The 17422-nt window shown below is 68.9% G+C and carries 17 protein-coding genes; 12 read left to right on the top strand and 5 right to left on the bottom strand.

The annotated features are described in order from the left end of the window. Positions 1-121: 121 nt before the first annotated feature. Entirely contained in the window at positions 122-574 is a 453-nt protein-coding gene (locus tag Q344_RS0104235) for a methyltransferase family protein (protein WP_028285574.1), read from the bottom strand. A gap of 100 nt (positions 575-674) precedes the next feature. On the opposite strand from Q344_RS0104235, the gene Q344_RS0104230 reads away from it, so the two are divergent. After that, a complete protein-coding gene (locus tag Q344_RS0104230; protein WP_028285573.1) occupies positions 675-1427 on the top strand; it encodes an SDR family NAD(P)-dependent oxidoreductase in 753 nt (250 codons plus the stop codon). A gap of 164 nt (positions 1428-1591) precedes the next feature. On the opposite strand, the gene Q344_RS0104225 is transcribed toward Q344_RS0104230, so the two are convergent. Then, on the bottom strand, positions 1592-2371 hold the full coding sequence (locus Q344_RS0104225; protein WP_028285572.1) for a gamma-glutamyl-gamma-aminobutyrate hydrolase family protein: 780 nt from the start codon (positions 2369-2371) through the stop codon (positions 1592-1594). Between the two features lie 164 nt (positions 2372-2535). Next, on the bottom strand, positions 2536-4695 hold the full coding sequence (locus Q344_RS0104220) for a malate synthase G (protein WP_028285571.1): 2160 nt from the start codon (positions 4693-4695) through the stop codon (positions 2536-2538). A gap of 288 nt (positions 4696-4983) precedes the next feature. Here Q344_RS0104220 and Q344_RS0104215 point away from each other — a divergent pair, with 288 nt between their 5' ends. Further along, on the top strand, positions 4984-5331 hold the full coding sequence (locus tag Q344_RS0104215; RefSeq protein WP_028285570.1) for an ArsR/SmtB family transcription factor: 348 nt from the start codon (positions 4984-4986) through the stop codon (positions 5329-5331). A gap of 12 nt (positions 5332-5343) precedes the next feature. After that, positions 5344-6243 (top strand): SRPBCC domain-containing protein, encoded by a 900-nt coding sequence (locus tag Q344_RS26745; protein WP_084178292.1) that lies wholly within the window; start codon positions 5344-5346, stop codon positions 6241-6243. Positions 6244-6247: 4 nt separating this feature from the next. Here the strand turns inward: Q344_RS26745 and Q344_RS0104205 are convergent, their stop codons facing one another. Next, the gene (locus Q344_RS0104205) at positions 6248-6448 is read right to left on the bottom strand and encodes a hypothetical protein (protein ID WP_028285569.1); all 201 of its coding nucleotides are present in this window, start codon (positions 6446-6448) and stop codon (positions 6248-6250) included. A 125-nt stretch (positions 6449-6573) separates the two neighbouring features. On the opposite strand from Q344_RS0104205, the gene pepN reads away from it, so the two are divergent. The 8 genes from pepN (at position 6574) to Q344_RS0104165 (ending at position 15352) form a co-directional block, all read left to right on the top strand. Beyond that, positions 6574-9126, top strand: a complete 2553-nt coding sequence (gene pepN / locus Q344_RS0104200) for an aminopeptidase N (protein ID WP_028285568.1) — start codon at positions 6574-6576, stop codon at positions 9124-9126. Then, on the top strand, positions 9119-9871 hold the full coding sequence (locus Q344_RS0104195) for an SDR family oxidoreductase (protein WP_028285567.1): 753 nt from the start codon (positions 9119-9121) through the stop codon (positions 9869-9871). The genes pepN and Q344_RS0104195 overlap by 8 nt, the downstream gene beginning before the upstream one ends. Before the next feature lie 68 nt (positions 9872-9939). Next, entirely contained in the window at positions 9940-10500 is a 561-nt protein-coding gene (locus Q344_RS0104190) for a type 1 glutamine amidotransferase domain-containing protein (RefSeq protein WP_028285566.1), read from the top strand. Between the two features lie 203 nt (positions 10501-10703). After that, complete coding sequence (locus Q344_RS23075; protein ID WP_051630265.1) at positions 10704-12032, top strand: hypothetical protein; 1329 nt, start codon at positions 10704-10706, stop codon at positions 12030-12032. Between the two features lie 65 nt (positions 12033-12097). Further along, entirely contained in the window at positions 12098-13609 is a 1512-nt protein-coding gene (gene gatB / locus Q344_RS0104180; protein WP_028285565.1) for an Asp-tRNA(Asn)/Glu-tRNA(Gln) amidotransferase subunit GatB, read from the top strand. A gap of 404 nt (positions 13610-14013) precedes the next feature. Then, the gene (locus tag Q344_RS0104175; protein WP_028285564.1) at positions 14014-14403 is read left to right on the top strand and encodes a rhodanese-like domain-containing protein; all 390 of its coding nucleotides are present in this window, start codon (positions 14014-14016) and stop codon (positions 14401-14403) included. After that, positions 14400-14885, top strand: a complete 486-nt coding sequence (locus Q344_RS0104170; protein ID WP_028285563.1) for a thioesterase family protein — start codon at positions 14400-14402, stop codon at positions 14883-14885. Before Q344_RS0104175 ends, Q344_RS0104170 begins: the two co-directional genes overlap by 4 nt. A gap of 2 nt (positions 14886-14887) precedes the next feature. After that, on the top strand, positions 14888-15352 hold the full coding sequence (locus Q344_RS0104165; protein ID WP_084178291.1) for a thioesterase family protein: 465 nt from the start codon (positions 14888-14890) through the stop codon (positions 15350-15352). Here Q344_RS0104165 and Q344_RS23070 read toward each other — a convergent pair whose 3' ends face one another. After that, positions 15353-16504: a chorismate-binding protein gene (locus tag Q344_RS23070; protein ID WP_051630263.1), complete on the bottom strand. Its 1152-nt coding sequence runs from the start codon at positions 16502-16504 to the stop codon at positions 15353-15355. Between the two features lie 71 nt (positions 16505-16575). Between Q344_RS23070 and Q344_RS0104155 the strand changes: the two genes are divergently transcribed. After that, positions 16576-17352, top strand: coding sequence for a shikimate dehydrogenase family protein (locus tag Q344_RS0104155; protein WP_028285561.1), 777 nt, complete (start codon positions 16576-16578; stop codon positions 17350-17352). The last annotated feature ends 70 nt before the right edge of the window (positions 17353-17422 follow it).

Raw genomic sequence — 17422 nt, 5'->3', positions numbered from 1 at the left:
TCCCTTCAGGACAAAGGCAATGCCGCACCGGGGGTCGGTGCCCGGCGCAGCCGTTAATTCTGCATCGCGCAATATTGTTGCGCATTCTCATCGGACGGGATGCACGTTCTTGCGCATGGTGTCAAACCCATCTCCGCACCTTGAGGCTGTAGCGGGCGTAATCGGCGCGGAATTTCCTCCTCAGGTGATCTTCTTCGGGCAGGACGAAGCGTTTTTCAATGACCCAGAGGAAGATCGGCACCAATGGTAGCGATAGCACCGCCCCCCAATACAAGATCATGCCCGCGAGGATCAGCGTGTCGCCCAGGTAGATCGGGTTGCGCGTCCGGCTGAAGATGCCCGACTGCACCAGCCGCGCGGCCTGCTGCCGGGGCAGGATCGTCGTCCGCTGCCGCCGCATCTCGGACGCGGCCAGCAGGATCAGGACCAGCCCGCCCCCGACCAGGAGCCCGCCCAGGAAGCGGCCCCACGTCGTGCCGAAGCCCAGCCCCAGCGACAGGTACTGCGCCTGCGCCCAGGCGAGGCACAGCGCCCCGAGGAGCCAGACCGGAGGTATGTCGATCCACTTGCGCATGGCCTCACCCTAGCCTGCCTGCCCTCCCCCTGCCATGCCCATTCGCCGCCTTGCCTCTCGGGGCACAGCGGATAAGTTGGCGCTGAAAGAGGAGGATGTCATGTATCTCGAAGGCAAGCACGCGATCGTCACCGGCGGCGGCACCGGCATCGGGCTGGCCATTGCGCGGGCCCTCGTGGCCGAAGGCGCGAAGGTCACGATCACCGGACGCCGGCTGGAGGTGCTGGAGGACGTGGCCGAAGACGGCATGTTCCCCATGGTGATGGACGTCACCGACGAGGCGCAGGTCCGCGACGTGACCGCCGCCGCGGTCGAGGCGCGCGGCCCGGTGCAGGTCTGCGTGGCCAATGCCGGCATCGCCGAGGGCCGCAAGCTGCACAAGACCGACGGCGCCTTCTGGCGGAAGATCATGGCCACCAACCTCGACGGTTGCTTCTACACGGTGCGCGAGAGCCTGCGCTCGATGCTCGACACCGATTGGGGCCGGGTCATCGCGGTCTCGTCCATTGCCGGGATCAAGGGCTCGGCCGGTGCCGGTGCCTATTCCGCCTCCAAGCACGGGGTGATCGGGATGATGCGCTCCTTCGGCGAGGATTTCCTCGGCCAGCCCTACACGTTCAATTCGATCTGCCCGGGCTATGTCGACACCCCCATCGTCGAGCGCAACACCGCCTCGATCGCCGAACGGACCGGCGCGAGCAGCGAAGAGGCGCGCGGCATGATGGTCGATGTGAACCGCCACAAGCGCCTGATCCGGCCCGAGGAGATCGCGGCCGCGGCGCTCTGGCTCTGCAACCCGCTGAGCGAAAGCGTGAACGGGACCGAGATCCATATCGGCGGCGGCCAGTTCTGACCTCGCCCTTCGACCATATCCGGGCGGTGGACTACACCGTCATCCACGGAAGCGACTTGCTGGCGATGCGGTCGGTCCAGGCGCGCGTGCTGCGCTTACGCGTCACGCGCGAACTGGGCCCCCCGCGACCGGGACGGCAATCCTCCGACGATTGACGCGGAGCTCTAGGCGCTCTGGAGCACGGGGCGGGCCATCCGACCCTCGGCCCAGGCCCGGGCGGCATCGCCGAAGGACTCGAACAGCGGGCGCGAGACCGGATCCGCGGCGGCGTTGTATTCCGGGTGCCACTGGACCGAGAGCGTGAACCCCTTGGCCCCGTCGACATAGGCCGCTTCGGGCGTCTCGTCGGGGGCATAGCCGTCGATCCGGAAGCGCTTGCCGGGCCGGGTGACGCCCTGCCCGTGCAGCGTGTTGGTCATCACCTCCTGCGCGCCCATGAGCTGGTGGAACACGCCGCCCTCGGTGAAGGTCACCTTGTGGCGCAGCGCGAACTTTTCCTCGATCGTGCCGTCGGGCGGCATCCGGTGGTTCAGCCGGCCCGGGATCTCGCGGATCTCGGGGTGCAGGGTAGACCCCATGGCGACCGCGACCTCCTGGAACCCGCGGCAGATGCCGAGGAAGGGCTGCCCGCGCTCGACGCAGGCCCGCACCAGCGGCAGGGTGATCGCGTCGCGGTTGCGGTCGAAGGCGCCATGCGCCTCGGTCGGGGCCTCGCCGTATTCCTCGGGATGCACGTTCGGACGCCCGCCGGTCAGGACGAAGCCATCGAAGCTCTCCAGCAGTTCCTCGACCGAGACGAAGCGCGGATCGGCGGGGATCAGCAGCGGCATGCAGCCCGATACCTCGGCCACGGCCTGGGTGTTCATCACCCCGCCTGAATGGGTCCGGTACTGGTTGTCGACGACGTTCTGGTTCGTGATGATCCCGACACGGGGGCGCGACATGATGAATCCTGCTCGATTGCGGTTCCGCCAATGTAACGTGCACATGGCGCCAGATAAACAGGCAACCATGTGCGTCAGCGCAGAGTGCGCGCGCCTGCCCGCCGAATGGGCAGAGAGCCGGGTCCGCGCAGGGCGCGCTTCGGCCCGCTGGTCCGCGCGGGGCCTTAGCGCGCCGCCTTCATCTCGAGCCGGCGCCGGTGCAGCACCGGCTCCGTATAGCCCGAGGGCTGCATCCGGCCCCTGAAGACAAGGTCGCAGGCCGCCTGGAAGGCGAAGCCGTCGAAATCGGGCGCCATCGGGCGATAGGCCGGATCGTCGGCGTTCTGGCGGTCGACCACCTCGGCCATCTTGCGCATCGCGGCCATCACCTGCTGCTCGTCCACCACCCCGTGATGCAGCCAGTTGGCCAGCGCCTGCGACGAGATCCGGCAGGTCGCGCGGTCCTCCATCAGGCCCACGTCGTTGATGTCGGGCACCTTGGAGCACCCGACCCCCTGGTCGACCCAGCGGACCACGTAGCCGAGGATCCCTTGGGCGTTGTTCTCGACCTCGCGGGCGACCTCCTCGTCGCGCAGGTTGCGGCCCGAGAGCAGCGGGATCGTCAGAAGATCGTCCAGCGTGCCGCGCGGCCCGCCCCTGGCGATCTCGGCCTGCCGGGCGGCCACGTCGACCTTGTGGTAATGCGTCGCGTGCAGCGTGGCGGCGGTCGGCGACGGCACCCAGGCGCAGCTCGCCCCGGCCTGAGGATGGCCGATCTTGGCCTCCAGCATCTCGGCCATGCGGTCGGGCATCGCCCACATCCCCTTGCCGATCTGCGCGCGCCCCTTCAGCCCGCAGGCAAGCCCGATGTCGACGTTGCGATCCTCGTAGGCCGCGATCCAGGCGGTCGATTTCATCTCGCCCTTCGGCAGGAAGGGCCCGGCCTCCATGCTGGTGTGGATCTCGTCGCCCGTCCGGTCGAGGAAGCCGGTGTTGATGAAGGCCACCCGGTGCTTCGCGGCGCGGATGCATTCCCCGAGGTTGACCGAGGTGCGCCGCTCCTCGTCCATGATCCCCAGTTTCACCGTGTAGGGCCTGAGCCCCAGCATCGCCTCGACGCGGGAGAAGAGCTCGTCCGCGAAGGCCACTTCCTCGGGCCCGTGCATCTTGGGCTTCACCACGTAGACCGACCCCTCGACCGAATTGCGGTCCCCACCCGATTTCGTCAGGTCGTGGATCCCGATCAGGGTGGTGATCGCGGCGTCCATCAGACCCTCGAAGACCTCGTTGCCCTCGGCGTCGAGGATCGCGGGGTTGGTCATCAGGTGGCCGACGTTGCGCACCAGCATCAGCGCGCGGGTCTTCACGCGCAGGATCTCTCCGTCCGGCAGGGTGAACTCGCGGTCCTTCGCCAGCCGGCGGGTGAAGCTCTTTCCGCCCTTCTCCACGGTCTCGGACAGGTCGCCCTTCATCAGGCCCAGCCAGTTGCGGTAGGCGCCGACCTTCTCGGCCGCATCGACCGCGGCGACGCTGTCCTCGCAATCCATGATCGCCGAGACGGCGCTCTCGAGCCGCACGTCCGAAATGCCCGCCGGATCGGTCCGGCCGACGGGGGTGTCGTGATCGACCACCACCTCGATCAGGAGCCCGTTCCTGCGCAGCATCACGCAGAGCGGCGCCTGGTCCTCCTCGCGCCAGCCGATGAACTGCGCGCTGTCCCTGAGCCCGACCGGCCCCGCCTCGGTGGTCACCGCCAGCCCGCCATTGTTGATCGAGAGGCCCTTGGCATCGCTCCACGACCCCTTGGCGAGCGGCACCGCCGCGTCGAGATGCGCCTTGGCCCAGGCGATCACCTGCGCGCCGCGCGCCGCGTCGTAGCCGCCGCCATGCGGCAGCGAGCCCAGCACGTCGGTCCCGTAGAGCGCATCGTAGAGCGAGCCCCAGCGGGCGTTCGCCGCGTTCAGCGCGTAGCGCGCATTGGTCACCGGCACCACGAGCTGCGGCCCGGCGATGCGGGCGATCTCGGGGTCGATGTTCCCGGTCTCGATGGTGAAATCCCCGCCCTCGGGGACGAGATAGCCGATCTCCTCGAGGAAGGCGCGATAGGCGGCCGGGTCGTGGGCCTCGCCCCGGCGCTGCTGGTGCCAGGCGTCGATCTTCTGCTGGAGCGCCTCGCGCGTTTCCAGGAGCGCCCGGTTCCGCGGGCCCAGTTCGGCGACGATGGCGGCGAAACCGCGCCAGAAATCGTCCGCCGCCACGCCCGTGCCCGGCAGCGCCTCTTCGGCGAGGAACCGGTGAAGCTCCGCCGCGACCTGCAACCCTTCGACCTCGATCCTATCGACCATGCGGCTCCTCCTTCGTGATCCCGGCCACGCTACAAGCCCCGCCCCGCACCCACAAGCGCCCGCGCCGCCTCCCGGGGCGGTCGCCCGCTTCCTCTTGCCGCAAATATCCCCGCCGGAGGCATCGCCGCGCGCGGCGATCCTCCACGACCGCGGCGCGCGCCGTCCTGTGGAGGTCGCCACCGGACCGCGCCCCTGGGGCATCGGTCCGGCCAGCGGAACGCGGGCGTTACTTAGGCTTCTGCCTGAATATCTCTTGACCGAAGGGAAGCCGGCGGATTACTTAGGCACATGGCTAAGCATGACCCCTCTCTCGACCATCTCTTCACCGCGCTCGGCGATCCGACGCGGCGGGCGATCCTGACCCGGCTGGCCGAGGGCCCTGCCAGCGTCAGCGAACTGGCCGCCCCGTTCGACATGGCCCTGCCGTCGTTCATGGGGCATCTCGGCAAGCTCGAGGCGGCGGGGCTGATCGAGACGTCCAAGGCGGGCCGGGTGCGCTCCTGCGCGCTCAACCCGCAGGGCTTCGCCCCGGCGATCGACTGGCTCGACGCGCAGCGCGCGCTCTGGGCCGGGCGGCTCGACCGGCTCGACGCGCTGGTGCTGGGGCTGGCCAGACAGACACCCACCGACACTTGAAAGAGGTATCGAATGTCCACCGACCTGCATTTCTCCCGCGTCCTGCCGGCCTCCCGCGATCTCGTCTGGGCCTGCTGGACCGATCCGGCGCTGATCCCGCTCTGGTTCATGCCGAAGCCGCACAGGGCCCTGTCGGCCGAGATCGACCTCCGCCCGGGCGGCATCTTCTGCGTCGAGATGGAGGTGGAGGGCACCGTCATGAAGGAACCCGGCGTGGTGCTCGAGGCGATCCCCGCGCGGCGTTTCGTCTTCACCGACACCTATGCTCCCGGCTGGAAGCCGAACCCCGAGCCGTTCATGACCGCGATCATCGAGTTCTCCGACGCGGGCGACGACACCCGGTATGACGTGACCGTCCGGCACCGGAGCGAGGAGGCCGCACGGCGCCATGAGGAGATGGGCTTCTTCGAGGGCTGGGGCACCGTGGCGGGCCAGCTCGGCGCGTCGGCGGCGGCCCTCCGCGGCCCCGATCCCGAGCGCGAGATCCGCATCACCCGCCACATCGATGCGCCGCCCGACCTGGTCTGGAAGGCCTGGACGGACCCGGAGCTGCTGCCGAAATGGTTCGGCCCGGACGGCTATCATTGCGAGACCGAAGAGATCGACATCCGCCCCGGCGGGCGCTGGCGGTTCACGATGGTGGGCGAAGGCCAGCGCTTCCCGAACCTGCACGAATTCGGCGAGATGGAGCCCGGGAAACGGCTGACCTATCGCCTGTCGGGCTTCGAGGACATGCGCCACCATGCCGATGTGGAGGTGGAGTTCACCCCCGAGGGGACCGGCACCCGGATCACCATGCGCCTGACCTTCAAGGACATGAAACGCGCCGACGCAATGGCGTTCGGCGCGCTGGAAAAGGGCTACGAGACCCTTGCGAAACTGGCAGCCGTCGCGCGGATCCTGCCGCGCTGAGGGCTCAGTCGGCCGGTTCGGCGGCGCCGGTCCGGCCGTCCACCTGGGTTTCGGCGCCTTCGGGCTCGTCGGCGCCGAAGAAGGCGGTGCTGGTCGACAGGAAGGCGCCGACGAAGACGCCGAAGATCACCGCGAGGATGATCCCCCAGATCGGGGCGGCGTGACGGCGTTCCTGCTTCTCGATATTGGTTTGCGGGGCGGACATTGGGGCCTCCTTGGCTTTGGCTTGCAAGGACAACGCCCGACCCCCCTCCGCGGTTTCAGCCGGGCGCCCTTGCATTTCCGCGCCCCCTGCCCCAGCAATGGGCGCGCAGCGAACAGGAGGCGGCGATGAAGGACGTGGACGGTCGGACCATCTACCTGAAGGATTACGCCCCGCCCGCCTATCTCGTGGAGCGCGTCGAGCTGACCTTCGTGCTCGCGCCCGAGGCCACGCGGGTGAAGAGCCGCATCCGTTTCACGCCGAACCCCGGGACCGCGTCCCGCGACTTCTTCCTGCATGGCGAAGAGCTGAAGCTCGTCTCGGCCTCCGTGGACGGCCAGGCCGTCACCCCCGCGGTGACCGACGAGGGCCTGACCTGCGAGGTGCCCGACGCCCCCTTCACATGGGAGGCCGAGGTCGAGATCGCGCCCGCGCGGAACACCGCGCTGGAGGGGCTCTACATGTCGAACGGCATGTATTGCACCCAGTGCGAGGCGGAGGGCTTCCGCAAGATCACCTATTACCCCGACCGCCCCGACGTGATGGCCGTCTTCACCGTCCGGATCGAGAGCGAGCTGCCCGTCATGCTGTCGAACGGCAACCCGGGCGCCTCGGGCGCGGGGTTCGCCGAATGGCACGATCCCTGGCCGAAGCCCGCCTATCTCTTCGCGCTGGTCGCGGGCGAGCTGGTGAACCATTCCGGCAGCTTCACGACGAGATCCGGCAAGGACGTCGAGCTCAACGTCTGGGTCCGCCCCGGCGACGAGGGCAAATGCGCCTTCGCGATGGAGAGCCTGAAGAAGTCGATGAAATGGGACGAGGAGGTCTATGGCCGGGAATACGACCTCGACATCTTCAACATCGTGGCGGTCGACGATTTCAACATGGGCGCGATGGAGAACAAGGGGCTGAACATCTTCAACTCCGCCGCCGTGCTGGCCTCGCCCGAGACCTCGACCGACGCCAATTTCGAGCGGATCGAGGCGATCATCGCGCATGAGTATTTCCACAACTGGACCGGCAACCGGATCACCTGCCGCGACTGGTTCCAGCTGTGCCTCAAGGAGGGTCTGACCGTCTTCCGCGACGCCCAGTTCACCGCCGACATGCGCTCGGAACCGGTGAAGCGGATCACCGACGTGATCGACCTGCGCGGCCGGCAGTTCCGCGAGGACAACGGCCCGCTGGCGCACCCGGTCCGGCCCGAGAGCTTCGTCGAGATCAACAATTTCTACACCGCGACCGTCTACGAGAAGGGCGCCGAGGTGATCGGCATGCTCAAGCGGCTTGTCGGCGACGAGGCCTATGCCAAGGCGCTCGACCTCTATTTCGAGCGTCACGACGGCGATGCGGCGACGATCGAGGACTGGCTCAAGGTCTTCGAGGACACGACCGGGCGGGACCTGTCGCAGTTCAAGCGGTGGTACAGCCAGGCCGGCACGCCGCGCGTGTCGGTCGACGAGGCGTGGGAGGATGGCACCTACACCCTCACCTTCCGCCAGTCGACGCCGCCCACCCCGGGCCAGCCGGTGAAGGATCCGCGCGTCATCCCGATCGCCGTCGGCCTGCTCGGTCCGAACGGCGACGAGGTGCAGGAGACGACCCTGCTGGAGCTGACCGAGGCGGAGCAGAGCTTCACCTTCGAGGGGCTCGCCGCGAAACCCGTGCCGTCGATCCTGCGCGGCTTCTCCGCCCCGGTGATCCTCGACCGCGAGACGGACAATGCCGAACGCGCCTTCCTGCTCGCCCATGACACCGACCCGTTCTGCAAGTGGGAAGCCGGCCGGGCGCTTGCCCGCGACGTCCTGCTGAGGATGCTGAACGAGGGCGCGGCGCCGGACAAGGCGTTCCTCGGGGCGCTCTCCTCGACGCTGGCGGACGAGAGCCTCGACCCGGCCTTCGTCGCGCTCGTGCTGGCCCTGCCGTCGGAGGACGACCTCGCGCAGGCGCAGGTGGATGCGGGGCTCGTGCCCGACCCGCAGGCGATCCACGCGGTCCGCGAACGGATGCGCGACGCGATGGCCGAGGCGCTGGAGGACCAGCTCCGCGCGGCCTACGCGGCGCACCAGGTCCCCGGCCCCTACCGCCCGGATGCCGATGCCGCCGCCTCCCGTGCGCTGGCGAACACCGCGCTCATGCTGCTGTCGCGCCGGGACGGCGGCGCGCTGGCGCAGACGCAATACGACACGGCGGACAACATGACCCAGCAACTGGCGGCCCTTTCCGCCCTGCTGACCGCCGGCGCGGGCGAGGAGGCGCTGAAGGCCTTCGAGGCGCAGTGGAAGGACGACCGGCTCGTCATGGACAAGTGGTTCTCGCTGCAGGTCGCCCATGCCGAACCCGGGGACACCGCCGCGACCGTCGAACGGCTGACGCGGCACCCGGCCTTCACCATGAAGAACCCCAACCGCTTCCGCGCGGTCTTCGGGGCCTTCGCGATGAACCAGGCGGGGTTCCATCACGACAGCGGCGATGGCTACCGGCTGATGGCCGACTGGCTGATCGAGCTCGACGCCCTGAACCCGCAGACCACGGCGCGGATGTGTTCGGCCTTCCAGACGTGGCGGCGCTATGACGCCGACCGGCAGGCGCTGATCCGAGAGGCGCTCGAACGGATCATGGCGAAGAAGGACCTGAGCCGCGACACCGCCGAGATGATCGGGCGGATCCTCGATGCCTGAGCCCCGCACCCTGTTCGTCACCGGCGGATCCTCCGGCATCGGCGCCGCGGTCGTGCGGATGGCCGCCCGGCCCGGCCTGACCGTCCTGCTGCATTACGGCGGCAACCGCGACGGCGCCGCGCAGGTGGCCGAGGAGGCCCGCGCGAAGGGTGCCGAGGTGCACCTGCTGCAGGCCGACCTCGCGGATCCCGACAGCGTCGCCCCGATGATCGCCGAGGCCGCGGCGCTGGCCGACCCGGACCTGCCGCTCGATCTGGTGAACAACGCGGGCGTGGTGGACGCGACCGCGACGATCATGGAGATGACGCCCGCCCGCCTGACGCGCATGTTCGCGATCAACGTGGTCTCGGCCATCCTGGTGGCCCGCGGCGCGGTGGAGCTGATGCGCCGCCACGGCGCGGGCGGCGCGATCGTGAACACCTCCTCGGTCGCAGCACGGCTCGGGTCCGGGAACCAGTTCCTCGATTACGCGGCCTCGAAGGGCGCGATCGACAGCTTCACCCTGGGCCTCGCCGACGAACTGGCCGCGGAGGGGATCCGCGTGAACGCCGTCCGCCCCGGCCTGATCGACACCGACATCCACGGCAAGGGTGGAGAGCCCGACCGGGCGCGCCGTCTGGCGCACAACGTCCCGATGAAGCGCACCGGGAGCGCCGAGGAAGTGGCGAGCGCGATCCTGTGGCTCCTGTCCGACGGCGCCTCCTACGTCACCCGCACCCTCGTTGACGTGGCGGGAGGGCGCTGATCCCCTTTCGGTGACGGAACGGGCGGCGGGGGCTGTCCGTTGACCCTCCGAAACGAAAGGAGGCTGAAATGCCGGATATCAGCGACAAGAAGATCCTTATCATCGCCACCAACGGTTTCGAGCAATCGGAGCTGGAGGTTCCCCGTGACAAGCTGCGCGAGATGGGCGCGACCGTCCACGTCGCCAGCCCGAGCGGCCAGCCGATCAAGGGCTGGGAAGAAGACGACTGGGGCGAGGAAGTCCCTGTCGATGCCAAGCTTTCCGATGTGAGCGAGGGCGATTACGACGCGCTCGTCCTGCCGGGCGGCCAGATCAACCCCGACCTGCTGCGCGTGGACGAGACCGCCATGGGGCTCATCAAGAGCTTCATTTCGGCGGGCAAGGCCATCGGCGCCATCTGCCATGCGCCCTGGCTGCTGATCGAGGCCGACGCCGTGCGCGGTCGCGAAGTGACCTCGTATCCTTCCATCCGCCGCGACGTCGAGAACGCCGGCGGGAAGTGGGTGGACACCGAAGTGGCCTGCGAGAACGGCATCGTGACCAGCCGGAAGCCCGACGATCTTGACGCTTTCGTGGCGAAAGTCGCGGAAGAGATCGCGGAAGGCACGCACGAGCGGAAAGCCGCCTGAACGGCGCGGGCCCGAGCGGCCCCTCAAAGCCCTTCAAATGCGGGCTTGCCACCAGAACTGCGCCGCCCGGCCACAACCGGGCGGCGTTTTCCCGCCGATTTCGCGGGGTCACAAACTTCCGCCTTATCTCCTGAAAGCGGTCACGATCTGGCCGTTTTGCGGCGTCACGCTGCGGTCACAGACAGACCTGACCGGAGCCTTCGATGCGCGGCATTGCCAAACTTCCCGACATGATCGCCTCTCGCCTCGACAAGACGCGGCGGTCCGAGGCTCCGGAAAAGGACGCCCGTGCCCCGAAGCCGGCATCGCGCAGCCAGACCGACGCGGTCGGCGCGGCGCAATACGCCATGAGCCTGTCGCGCGGCCGAAAGCCCAGCCATGACCGGGACCGCGGGCTCATCCTGCCGGTGCAGTCGCTCGGGCAGGAAGACCACCTGCGGCAGACCTTCCTCGGCAAGGGTCTCTTCCTCGTCCGCCAGGACCAGTGGGAGGAACTGGGCCAGCTGATCCGCGATACCGATGTCGCGCGCGAGAAGACCTCGGAGGGAATCGCGACCGCCACGCTGCTGTCGCAGGGCGCGCGCGAGGATTTCGTGCAGGCCGCGCGGGGCGCCTTCGCGGGCGGCAAGATGCCCGACAACCACGTCATCCTCGCGCTGGAAGAGGCGCTGGAGGATTGCCCGGAGTGCTGGGGCGTGGCCGTGGTCGTGGCGCAGGCGCATATGGACATCGGCCTTGCCGCGCTCGGCAATGGTCACCCGTCGACGCGCCCCGCGCTCGACAACAAGGTCTTCCGCCACCATTTCGCCCGCGCGGCCGAGATCCTCGACGCCTATTGCGCGGTCGAGCTGGGCAGCCCCCTCATGGCCGAGGCGCGCTGCGACCTGCTGCTGGCCGCGCCAGATGCGCCGGACCGGGTGTCGGACGATTTCGAGGACCTCATCGACCTCGATCCCGACAATTCGTCCCATATGCGCCGGTTCGGCCTCCGCCTCCTGCCCCGCTGGTACGGCAGTTTCGACCGGATCGACGACCGCGCGCACGAGACGGCCGAACGTGTCGGCGACATCTGGGGCGAAGGCGGCTACACCTGGGTCTGGTTCGACGTGCTGCGCGCCGTGCCCAATGCGGCCGAACGGCTGGACATCGACCGCTACCTCGAAGGCATGGCGGACATTCTCGATCGGCGCGGGACGCAGCATGTCGTGAACCTCATGGCGGCCCATGCGGCCGTGGCGATGGACCCGACCAGCGCGTCGGACGACCTCAGCCCCACTGCGGCCCGCAAACGCGCCAGCATCAACGCCGCCTTTGACGGCATCGTGCGCGGGCACCTGCGCGAACTGCATCCCCGCCACTGGGCCGAGGCCCAGCAATCCCCGTTCCATCCCATGCCCGATATCGAGGCGCTGGCCGAGGATGGCGAGGCGCTCGCCCGCACCCTGATCTCGCGCCATTTCCGCGAAGAGCTGTCCTCGGGCCGGACGGTCACCTTCTCGCCGCGCGGGCTTGAGCTGCAGACCCCGGCCTGAGGCTCTTGCCCCCTCTCCCGGCCTGTCCTAGAACGCGCTCTGTTCCAACGCGGAAAGGACGGGCCATGCTGGATCTCAGCTACGAGACACCGAAACCCAAGGTCATCGCCGGCGCCAAGCACGACTGGGAGCTGGTGATCGGCATGGAGGTGCACGCGCAGGTGTCCTCGCGGGCCAAGCTCTTCTCGGGCGCCTCGACCGAATTCGGCGCCGAGCCGAACGCCAATGTCTCCTTCGTGGACGCGGCGATGCCCGGCATGCTGCCGGTGATCAACGCGTTCTGCGTGGAACAGGCGGTCCGCACCGGGCTGGGGCTGAAGGCGCAGATCAACCTGGTCTCGGCCTTCGACCGCAAGAACTACTTCTACCCGGACAACCCGCAGGGCTACCAGATCAGCCAGCTCTACCATCCCATTGTCGGCGAAGGGGAAATCCTGGTCGACATGGGCCCGGGCGTGGCCCGGCTGGTCCGCGTGGAGCGCATCCACATCGAACAGGACGCCGGCAAGTCGATCCACGACATGGACCCGAACATGTCCTTCATGGATTTCAACCGGACCGGCGTGCCGCTGATGGAGATCGTCTCGCGCCCCGACATCCGGGGGCCCGAGGAAGCCGCGGCCTACATGGCGAAGCTGCGCCAGATCCTGCGCTACCTCGGCACCTGCGACGGCAACATGCAGAACGGCAACCTGCGGGCGGACGTGAACGTCTCGGTCTGCCGGGTCGGGCAATACGAGAAGTACCAGGAGACGCAGGACTTCGCGCACCTTGGCACCCGGTGCGAGATCAAGAACATGAACTCCATGAGGTTCATCCAGCAAGCCATTGATTACGAAGCGAAACGCCAGATCGCGATCCTCGAGGCAGGCGGCAAGGTCGACCAGGAGACGCGGCTCTATGACCCGGACAAGGGCGAGACGCGCTCGATGCGGTCGAAGGAGGAGGCACAGGACTACCGCTACTTCCCCGATCCGGACCTCCTGCCGCTCGAGATCGAACAGGCCTGGGTCGACGAGATCGCAGCCGCGCTCCCCGAACTGCCGGACGAGAAGAAGGCGCGCTTCGTCAAGGATTTCGGCCTGTCCGAATATGACGCGGGCGTGCTGACCGCCGAGGCCGAGAATGCCGCCTTCTTCGAGAAGGTGGCCGAAGGGCGCGACGGCAAGCTGGCGGCGAACTGGGTCATCAACGAGCTTTTCGGACGGCTGAAGAAGGAAGACCACGACATTACCGAGAGCCCGATCGCGCCCGAGATGCTGGGCAAGATCGTGGGGCTGATCTCGAAAGGCGACATCAGCGGCAAGATCGCCAAGGATGTCTTTGAAATCGCCTATACTTCCGGGCGCGACCCGGAAGAGATCGTCGAAACCGAGGGCATGCGCCAGGTCACCGACACCGGCGCCATCGAGGCGGCCGTCGACGAGGTGATCGCGGCCAACCCGGCGCAGGTCGAGAAGGCGAAGCAGAACCCGAAACTCGCGGGCTGGTTCGTGGGTCAGGTGATGAAGGCCACGGGCGGCAAGGCGAACCCGGCGGCGGTGAACCAGATGGTGAGCGAGAAGCTCGGGCTTTAAGGTCCGGGGGAACGGTGGTGCCGGGCTTGATCCCGGCCTGCGGCAGCGATCCGGCGATCCCGCGATCACACCCGCCCCTTGCACCGCCAATCATGTGACCAATGCCCGGAACAAGGCCGAAGGCCGCCGGGCAAGCGCCGGCCCGTCCCCGCGGGCTGGCGCTTTGTCGACGTTGGCCGCGACCCCTGAGCGGGGAATGTGCTTGGCACCATAAATCGCTCCCGTCCAATCGGGGCGAGCGCCATCCCACGGGCCGGCGCTTGCCCGGGGGCGGACGGCAGGGTGAACCCCGCCCTGCGCGAGAAACCTCCCCCTCCGCCACAGACCCGAAACCGCCGCCCGGCCCCTTGCCCTTCCCCGCCCCACGCGGCACCTTCCGCCGGAACCAGCAGAGGGAGGCGCGGATGGCCGTCGGAATCAAGGAACTCATGGCACGGGCCGAGGCGGAGGTGCGCTCGGTCTCGCACACCGAGGCGCAGCCGATGACACAGGACGCGGATGTCGTCTTCGTCGACATCCGCGATGTCCGCGAGCTCGAGCGCGAGGGCTTCATCCCCGGCGCGAAACACGCCCCCCGGGGGATGCTCGAATTCTGGATCGACCCGGAAAGCCCCTACCACAAGCCATGGTTCGCCGAGGACAAGACCTTCGTCTTCTACTGCGCCTCGGGCTGGCGGTCGCTGCTGGCGACGCAGGTCGCGCAGGAGATGGGCCTGAAGGCCGCGAGCCTGACGGGCGGGTTCGGCGACTGGAAGCGGGCGGGCCTGCCGGTGGAAGAGCGCAAACCGAAATGACCGAGGCGCAGCTCGACGGAAAATACCTCTCCGACCCGATGGAGGTGCGTCCCGAGTGGATCGACCACAACGGGCACATGAACATGGCCTATTACGGGGTGCTCTTCGACAAGGGCTCCTCCCATGTCTACCGCCGCATCGGCTTCGGCAACGAATACCGCCGGGCGCACCGGCACACGACCTTCTCGGGCGAGTTCCGGGTGCGCTACCTGCGCGAGCTGAAGCTGGGCGACCGGGTGCGCTGCGCCTTCCAGATGCTCGACGTGGGCCCGAAGAGCTTCCACTACGTGCAGGAGCTGATCCATTCCGACGGCTGGGTCGCGGCCACCGGCGAGGAGCTTTCGCTCCACATCGACCAGACGGGCCCACGCGTCGCGCCCTACCCGCCGCAGATCATGTCCGCGCTCGAGGCGATCATGGCCGAGCAGGCGCATCTGCCGCGGCCGGAATTCATCGGACAGAAGATGGGGCTGAGGAAATGACCATGCCGTACAGGGCGGGCAACCAGGTGCTGAAGCCCGAATGGATCGACTTCAACGGCCATCTCAACATGGCCTATTACGTGGTGCTCTTCGACTGGGGCGTGGACGAGGCGCAGGCGAGCGTCGGCCTCGGGGTGAACTACTCCGAGACCTCGGGCTTCACCACCTTCTCGGCCGAGTTCCACATCCGTTACGTCCGCGAGCTGCCGCCCGGATCGACGGTCTATTCGACCTTCCGCCTGCTCGACGTCGGGCCGAAGGCCTATCACTTCTGCCAGGAGCTCTACCACGAGGACGGCTGGCTTTCGGCCACCGGCGAGGGGATCTCGCTCCACATCGACCGGAGCGGGCCGAAGGTCGCGCCCTACCCGGCGCATGTCATGCAGAACCTCGAGGCGATGCTGGCCGAACACCGGACGCTGCCGGTGCCCGACTGGGTCGGCCGCCAGATGGGCGTCAGGAAGTAGTCACAGCACGGCGCCGATGGTGCGGGCCTTCTGCACCGTCTCCTCGTATTCCGTCGCGGGGTCCGAGGCCGCGACGATCCCGCCGCCCACGTGAAGGTAGGCGTGGGTCGGCGTGATCCGCGCGGTGCGCAGGTTGACCTGCAGCCGGGTCTCGCCGTCGATGTTCACCGGGCCGAGGTAGCCGGTGTAGAAACCCCGGGTCGGTCCCTCTTCCGACAGGATGAAGTCGCGCGCCGTGGCCCGCGGCATGCCGCAGACGGCCGAGGTCGGGTGCAGCTTGCGCAGCAGGTCGGCGAGCTGCTCAGGCGTGGCGGCGGGCGCGTGGAAATCCGAGCGCAGGTGGCAGAGGTTCGCGGCCTGCACGGTGCCCGCCGGGGTCTCGGTCGTGTCGTGAAGGCCCGCCGCGGCGAAGGCGCGGGCGATCTCGCGCGCGACGACGGCCTGCTCGTCGACGATCTTCTGCGGCCAGGTGAGCGCGGCGATGTCGGTCCCGGGCTCGGGCCATTGCGTGCCGGCCAGCGCCATGGTCCGCACGCCGTCGGCGTCTGCCGTCAGCAGGATCTCGGGCGTGGCGACCAGCCATGTCCCGGCCTCGGCCGAGGAGGTGAGGCAGACGAAGGCCTGCGGATAGGCCCGCGCCAGCGCCTCCAGCAGGTCGCGCAGGTCGTGATCGGGGGAAAGGGGCCGCGGGTCGATGCGCGACAGGACGATCTTCTCGGCCCGGCCCGCCTCGATCGCGGCCACCGCGCGGGCGACCCGCGCCTCGTAGGCGGCGCGCTCCGTCGGCGCGGGCTCCGGCAGATCCGAGGGCGCCGCCTGCAGCGGCCCCTGGGCGTCGGCCGCCGCGAAGGCCGCCTGCGCGTCGGTCTGCGGGGTATCGGTGAGCGCGTCGCCCCGGCGATAGCGGATGTCGGCGCCCACCTCGATATCGGCGGCCAGGTGCAGCGCGGCATTCCCGTCCGTCGCGTCGAAGGGGCAGAGCACGAAGCCCGGCGGCGTCTCGGCCCCGAAGACCGGACGCGTTCGGGCCGGTCCGGTCGCGACGATCATGCGGAAGACGTCTCCGCCCGGCACGCGCCAGATCGCATAGCCCATGCGGCAGGCGGCTGCAGCGGAGGCGGCGCTCCGCTGGGCGTCGGTCATGATGGTCATTTGCATCCCCTTCCCGTATTCGGCGGCACCATGGCCCGGCATGCCGGGAGGGTCCAGAGGGGTTTGGCAGGATGGTGACGGCGGCGGCACAGGTGGTCTTCATGCTGGGGCACCCGGTCTCGGGCACGGCGATGCCGGGGCGGTTCAACCGGCTGGCGGGCGATGCGGGGCTCGACCGGGTCATGGTCCCGCTCGACCTGGACGCGGCGGGCCTGCGCGCGGTCGTCGCCGGTCTCCGCGGCATGGCGAACGTGCCGGGCGCGGTGGTGACGGCACCCTGGAAGCAGCTGGCCCTGGACCTGGTCGACGAGGCCAGCGCCACGGCGCGCCTCGCCGGGGCGGTGAACGTCATCCGGCGCGCGCCGGACGGCCGGCTTCACGGCGAGAACACCGACGGCGGCGGTTTCCTGGCGGCCCTGGCGGGACACGCGGTCGCACCCCGCGGGCTTCGGACGCTGGTGATCGGCGCGGGCGGCGCCGGCTCGGCGATCGCGGCGGCCCTTGTGGCGGCGGGCGCGACGGTCGCGGTCAGCGACCTGGACCGCACCCGGGCGGTGGCGCTTGCGGCGCGGATCGGGGCCGAGGCGATGCCGCCGCCCGGCAGCCTCGGGGGTTTCGGCCTTGTCGTGAACGCGACCGACGTGGGCCATGACGGGACCGCCCTGCCGCATCAGCTGACCGGCCTCGACGCGCAGGCGCTGGTGGCCGACGTGATCGCCGCGCCCGAGATCACGCCGTTCCTCGCCCGGGCAAGGGATCTTGGCGCGCGCATCCAGACCGGGGCCGAGATGTCGGCCGGGCAGCTGCCCCTCGTGCTCGACCTGCTCGGGTTACGCAGCGACAGCTGACACAGATTGGGACAGCCGCCCCTCTTTTCCGAACGGCTGTTTTCCGCCAATGTCTTGCGACCTGCGGGAC

Origin of the sequence: Pseudooceanicola nanhaiensis DSM 18065 (assembly GCF_000688295.1) — a bacterium.
Taxonomy (GTDB): domain Bacteria; phylum Pseudomonadota; class Alphaproteobacteria; order Rhodobacterales; family Rhodobacteraceae; genus Pseudooceanicola; species Pseudooceanicola nanhaiensis.
Note: the sequence above shows the minus strand (reverse complement) of the source record. Positions and strands in the feature narration are given on the sequence as shown.

Bases quoted from the DNA above. Each gene is read 5' to 3' on its own strand.
- Q344_RS23070 (WP_051630263.1), bottom strand. From the start codon at position 16,504: ATGACCATCATGACCGACGCCCAGCGGAGCGCCGCCTCCGCTGCAGCC.
- Q344_RS0104220 (WP_028285571.1), bottom strand. From the start codon at position 4,695: ATGGTCGATAGGATCGAGGTCGAAGGGTTGCAGGTCGCGGCGGAGCTT.
- Q344_RS0104195 (WP_028285567.1), top strand. From the start codon at position 9,119: ATGCCTGAGCCCCGCACCCTGTTCGTCACCGGCGGATCCTCCGGCATC.
- Q344_RS0104175 (WP_028285564.1), top strand. From the start codon at position 14,014: ATGGCCGTCGGAATCAAGGAACTCATGGCACGGGCCGAGGCGGAGGTG.
- Q344_RS23075 (WP_051630265.1), top strand. From the start codon at position 10,704: ATGCGCGGCATTGCCAAACTTCCCGACATGATCGCCTCTCGCCTCGAC.
- Q344_RS0104230 (WP_028285573.1), top strand. From the start codon at position 675: ATGTATCTCGAAGGCAAGCACGCGATCGTCACCGGCGGCGGCACCGGC.
- Q344_RS0104190 (WP_028285566.1), top strand. From the start codon at position 9,940: ATGCCGGATATCAGCGACAAGAAGATCCTTATCATCGCCACCAACGGT.
- pepN (WP_028285568.1), top strand. From the start codon at position 6,574: ATGAAGGACGTGGACGGTCGGACCATCTACCTGAAGGATTACGCCCCG.
- Q344_RS0104165 (WP_084178291.1), top strand. From the start codon at position 14,888: ATGCCGTACAGGGCGGGCAACCAGGTGCTGAAGCCCGAATGGATCGAC.
- Q344_RS0104235 (WP_028285574.1), bottom strand. From the start codon at position 574: ATGCGCAAGTGGATCGACATACCTCCGGTCTGGCTCCTCGGGGCGCTG.
- Q344_RS0104170 (WP_028285563.1), top strand. From the start codon at position 14,400: ATGACCGAGGCGCAGCTCGACGGAAAATACCTCTCCGACCCGATGGAG.
- Q344_RS0104155 (WP_028285561.1), top strand. From the start codon at position 16,576: ATGGTGACGGCGGCGGCACAGGTGGTCTTCATGCTGGGGCACCCGGTC.
- Q344_RS26745 (WP_084178292.1), top strand. From the start codon at position 5,344: ATGTCCACCGACCTGCATTTCTCCCGCGTCCTGCCGGCCTCCCGCGAT.
- Q344_RS0104225 (WP_028285572.1), bottom strand. From the start codon at position 2,371: ATGTCGCGCCCCCGTGTCGGGATCATCACGAACCAGAACGTCGTCGAC.
- gatB (WP_028285565.1), top strand. From the start codon at position 12,098: ATGCTGGATCTCAGCTACGAGACACCGAAACCCAAGGTCATCGCCGGC.
- Q344_RS0104205 (WP_028285569.1), bottom strand. From the start codon at position 6,448: ATGTCCGCCCCGCAAACCAATATCGAGAAGCAGGAACGCCGTCACGCC.
- Q344_RS0104215 (WP_028285570.1), top strand. From the start codon at position 4,984: ATGGCTAAGCATGACCCCTCTCTCGACCATCTCTTCACCGCGCTCGGC.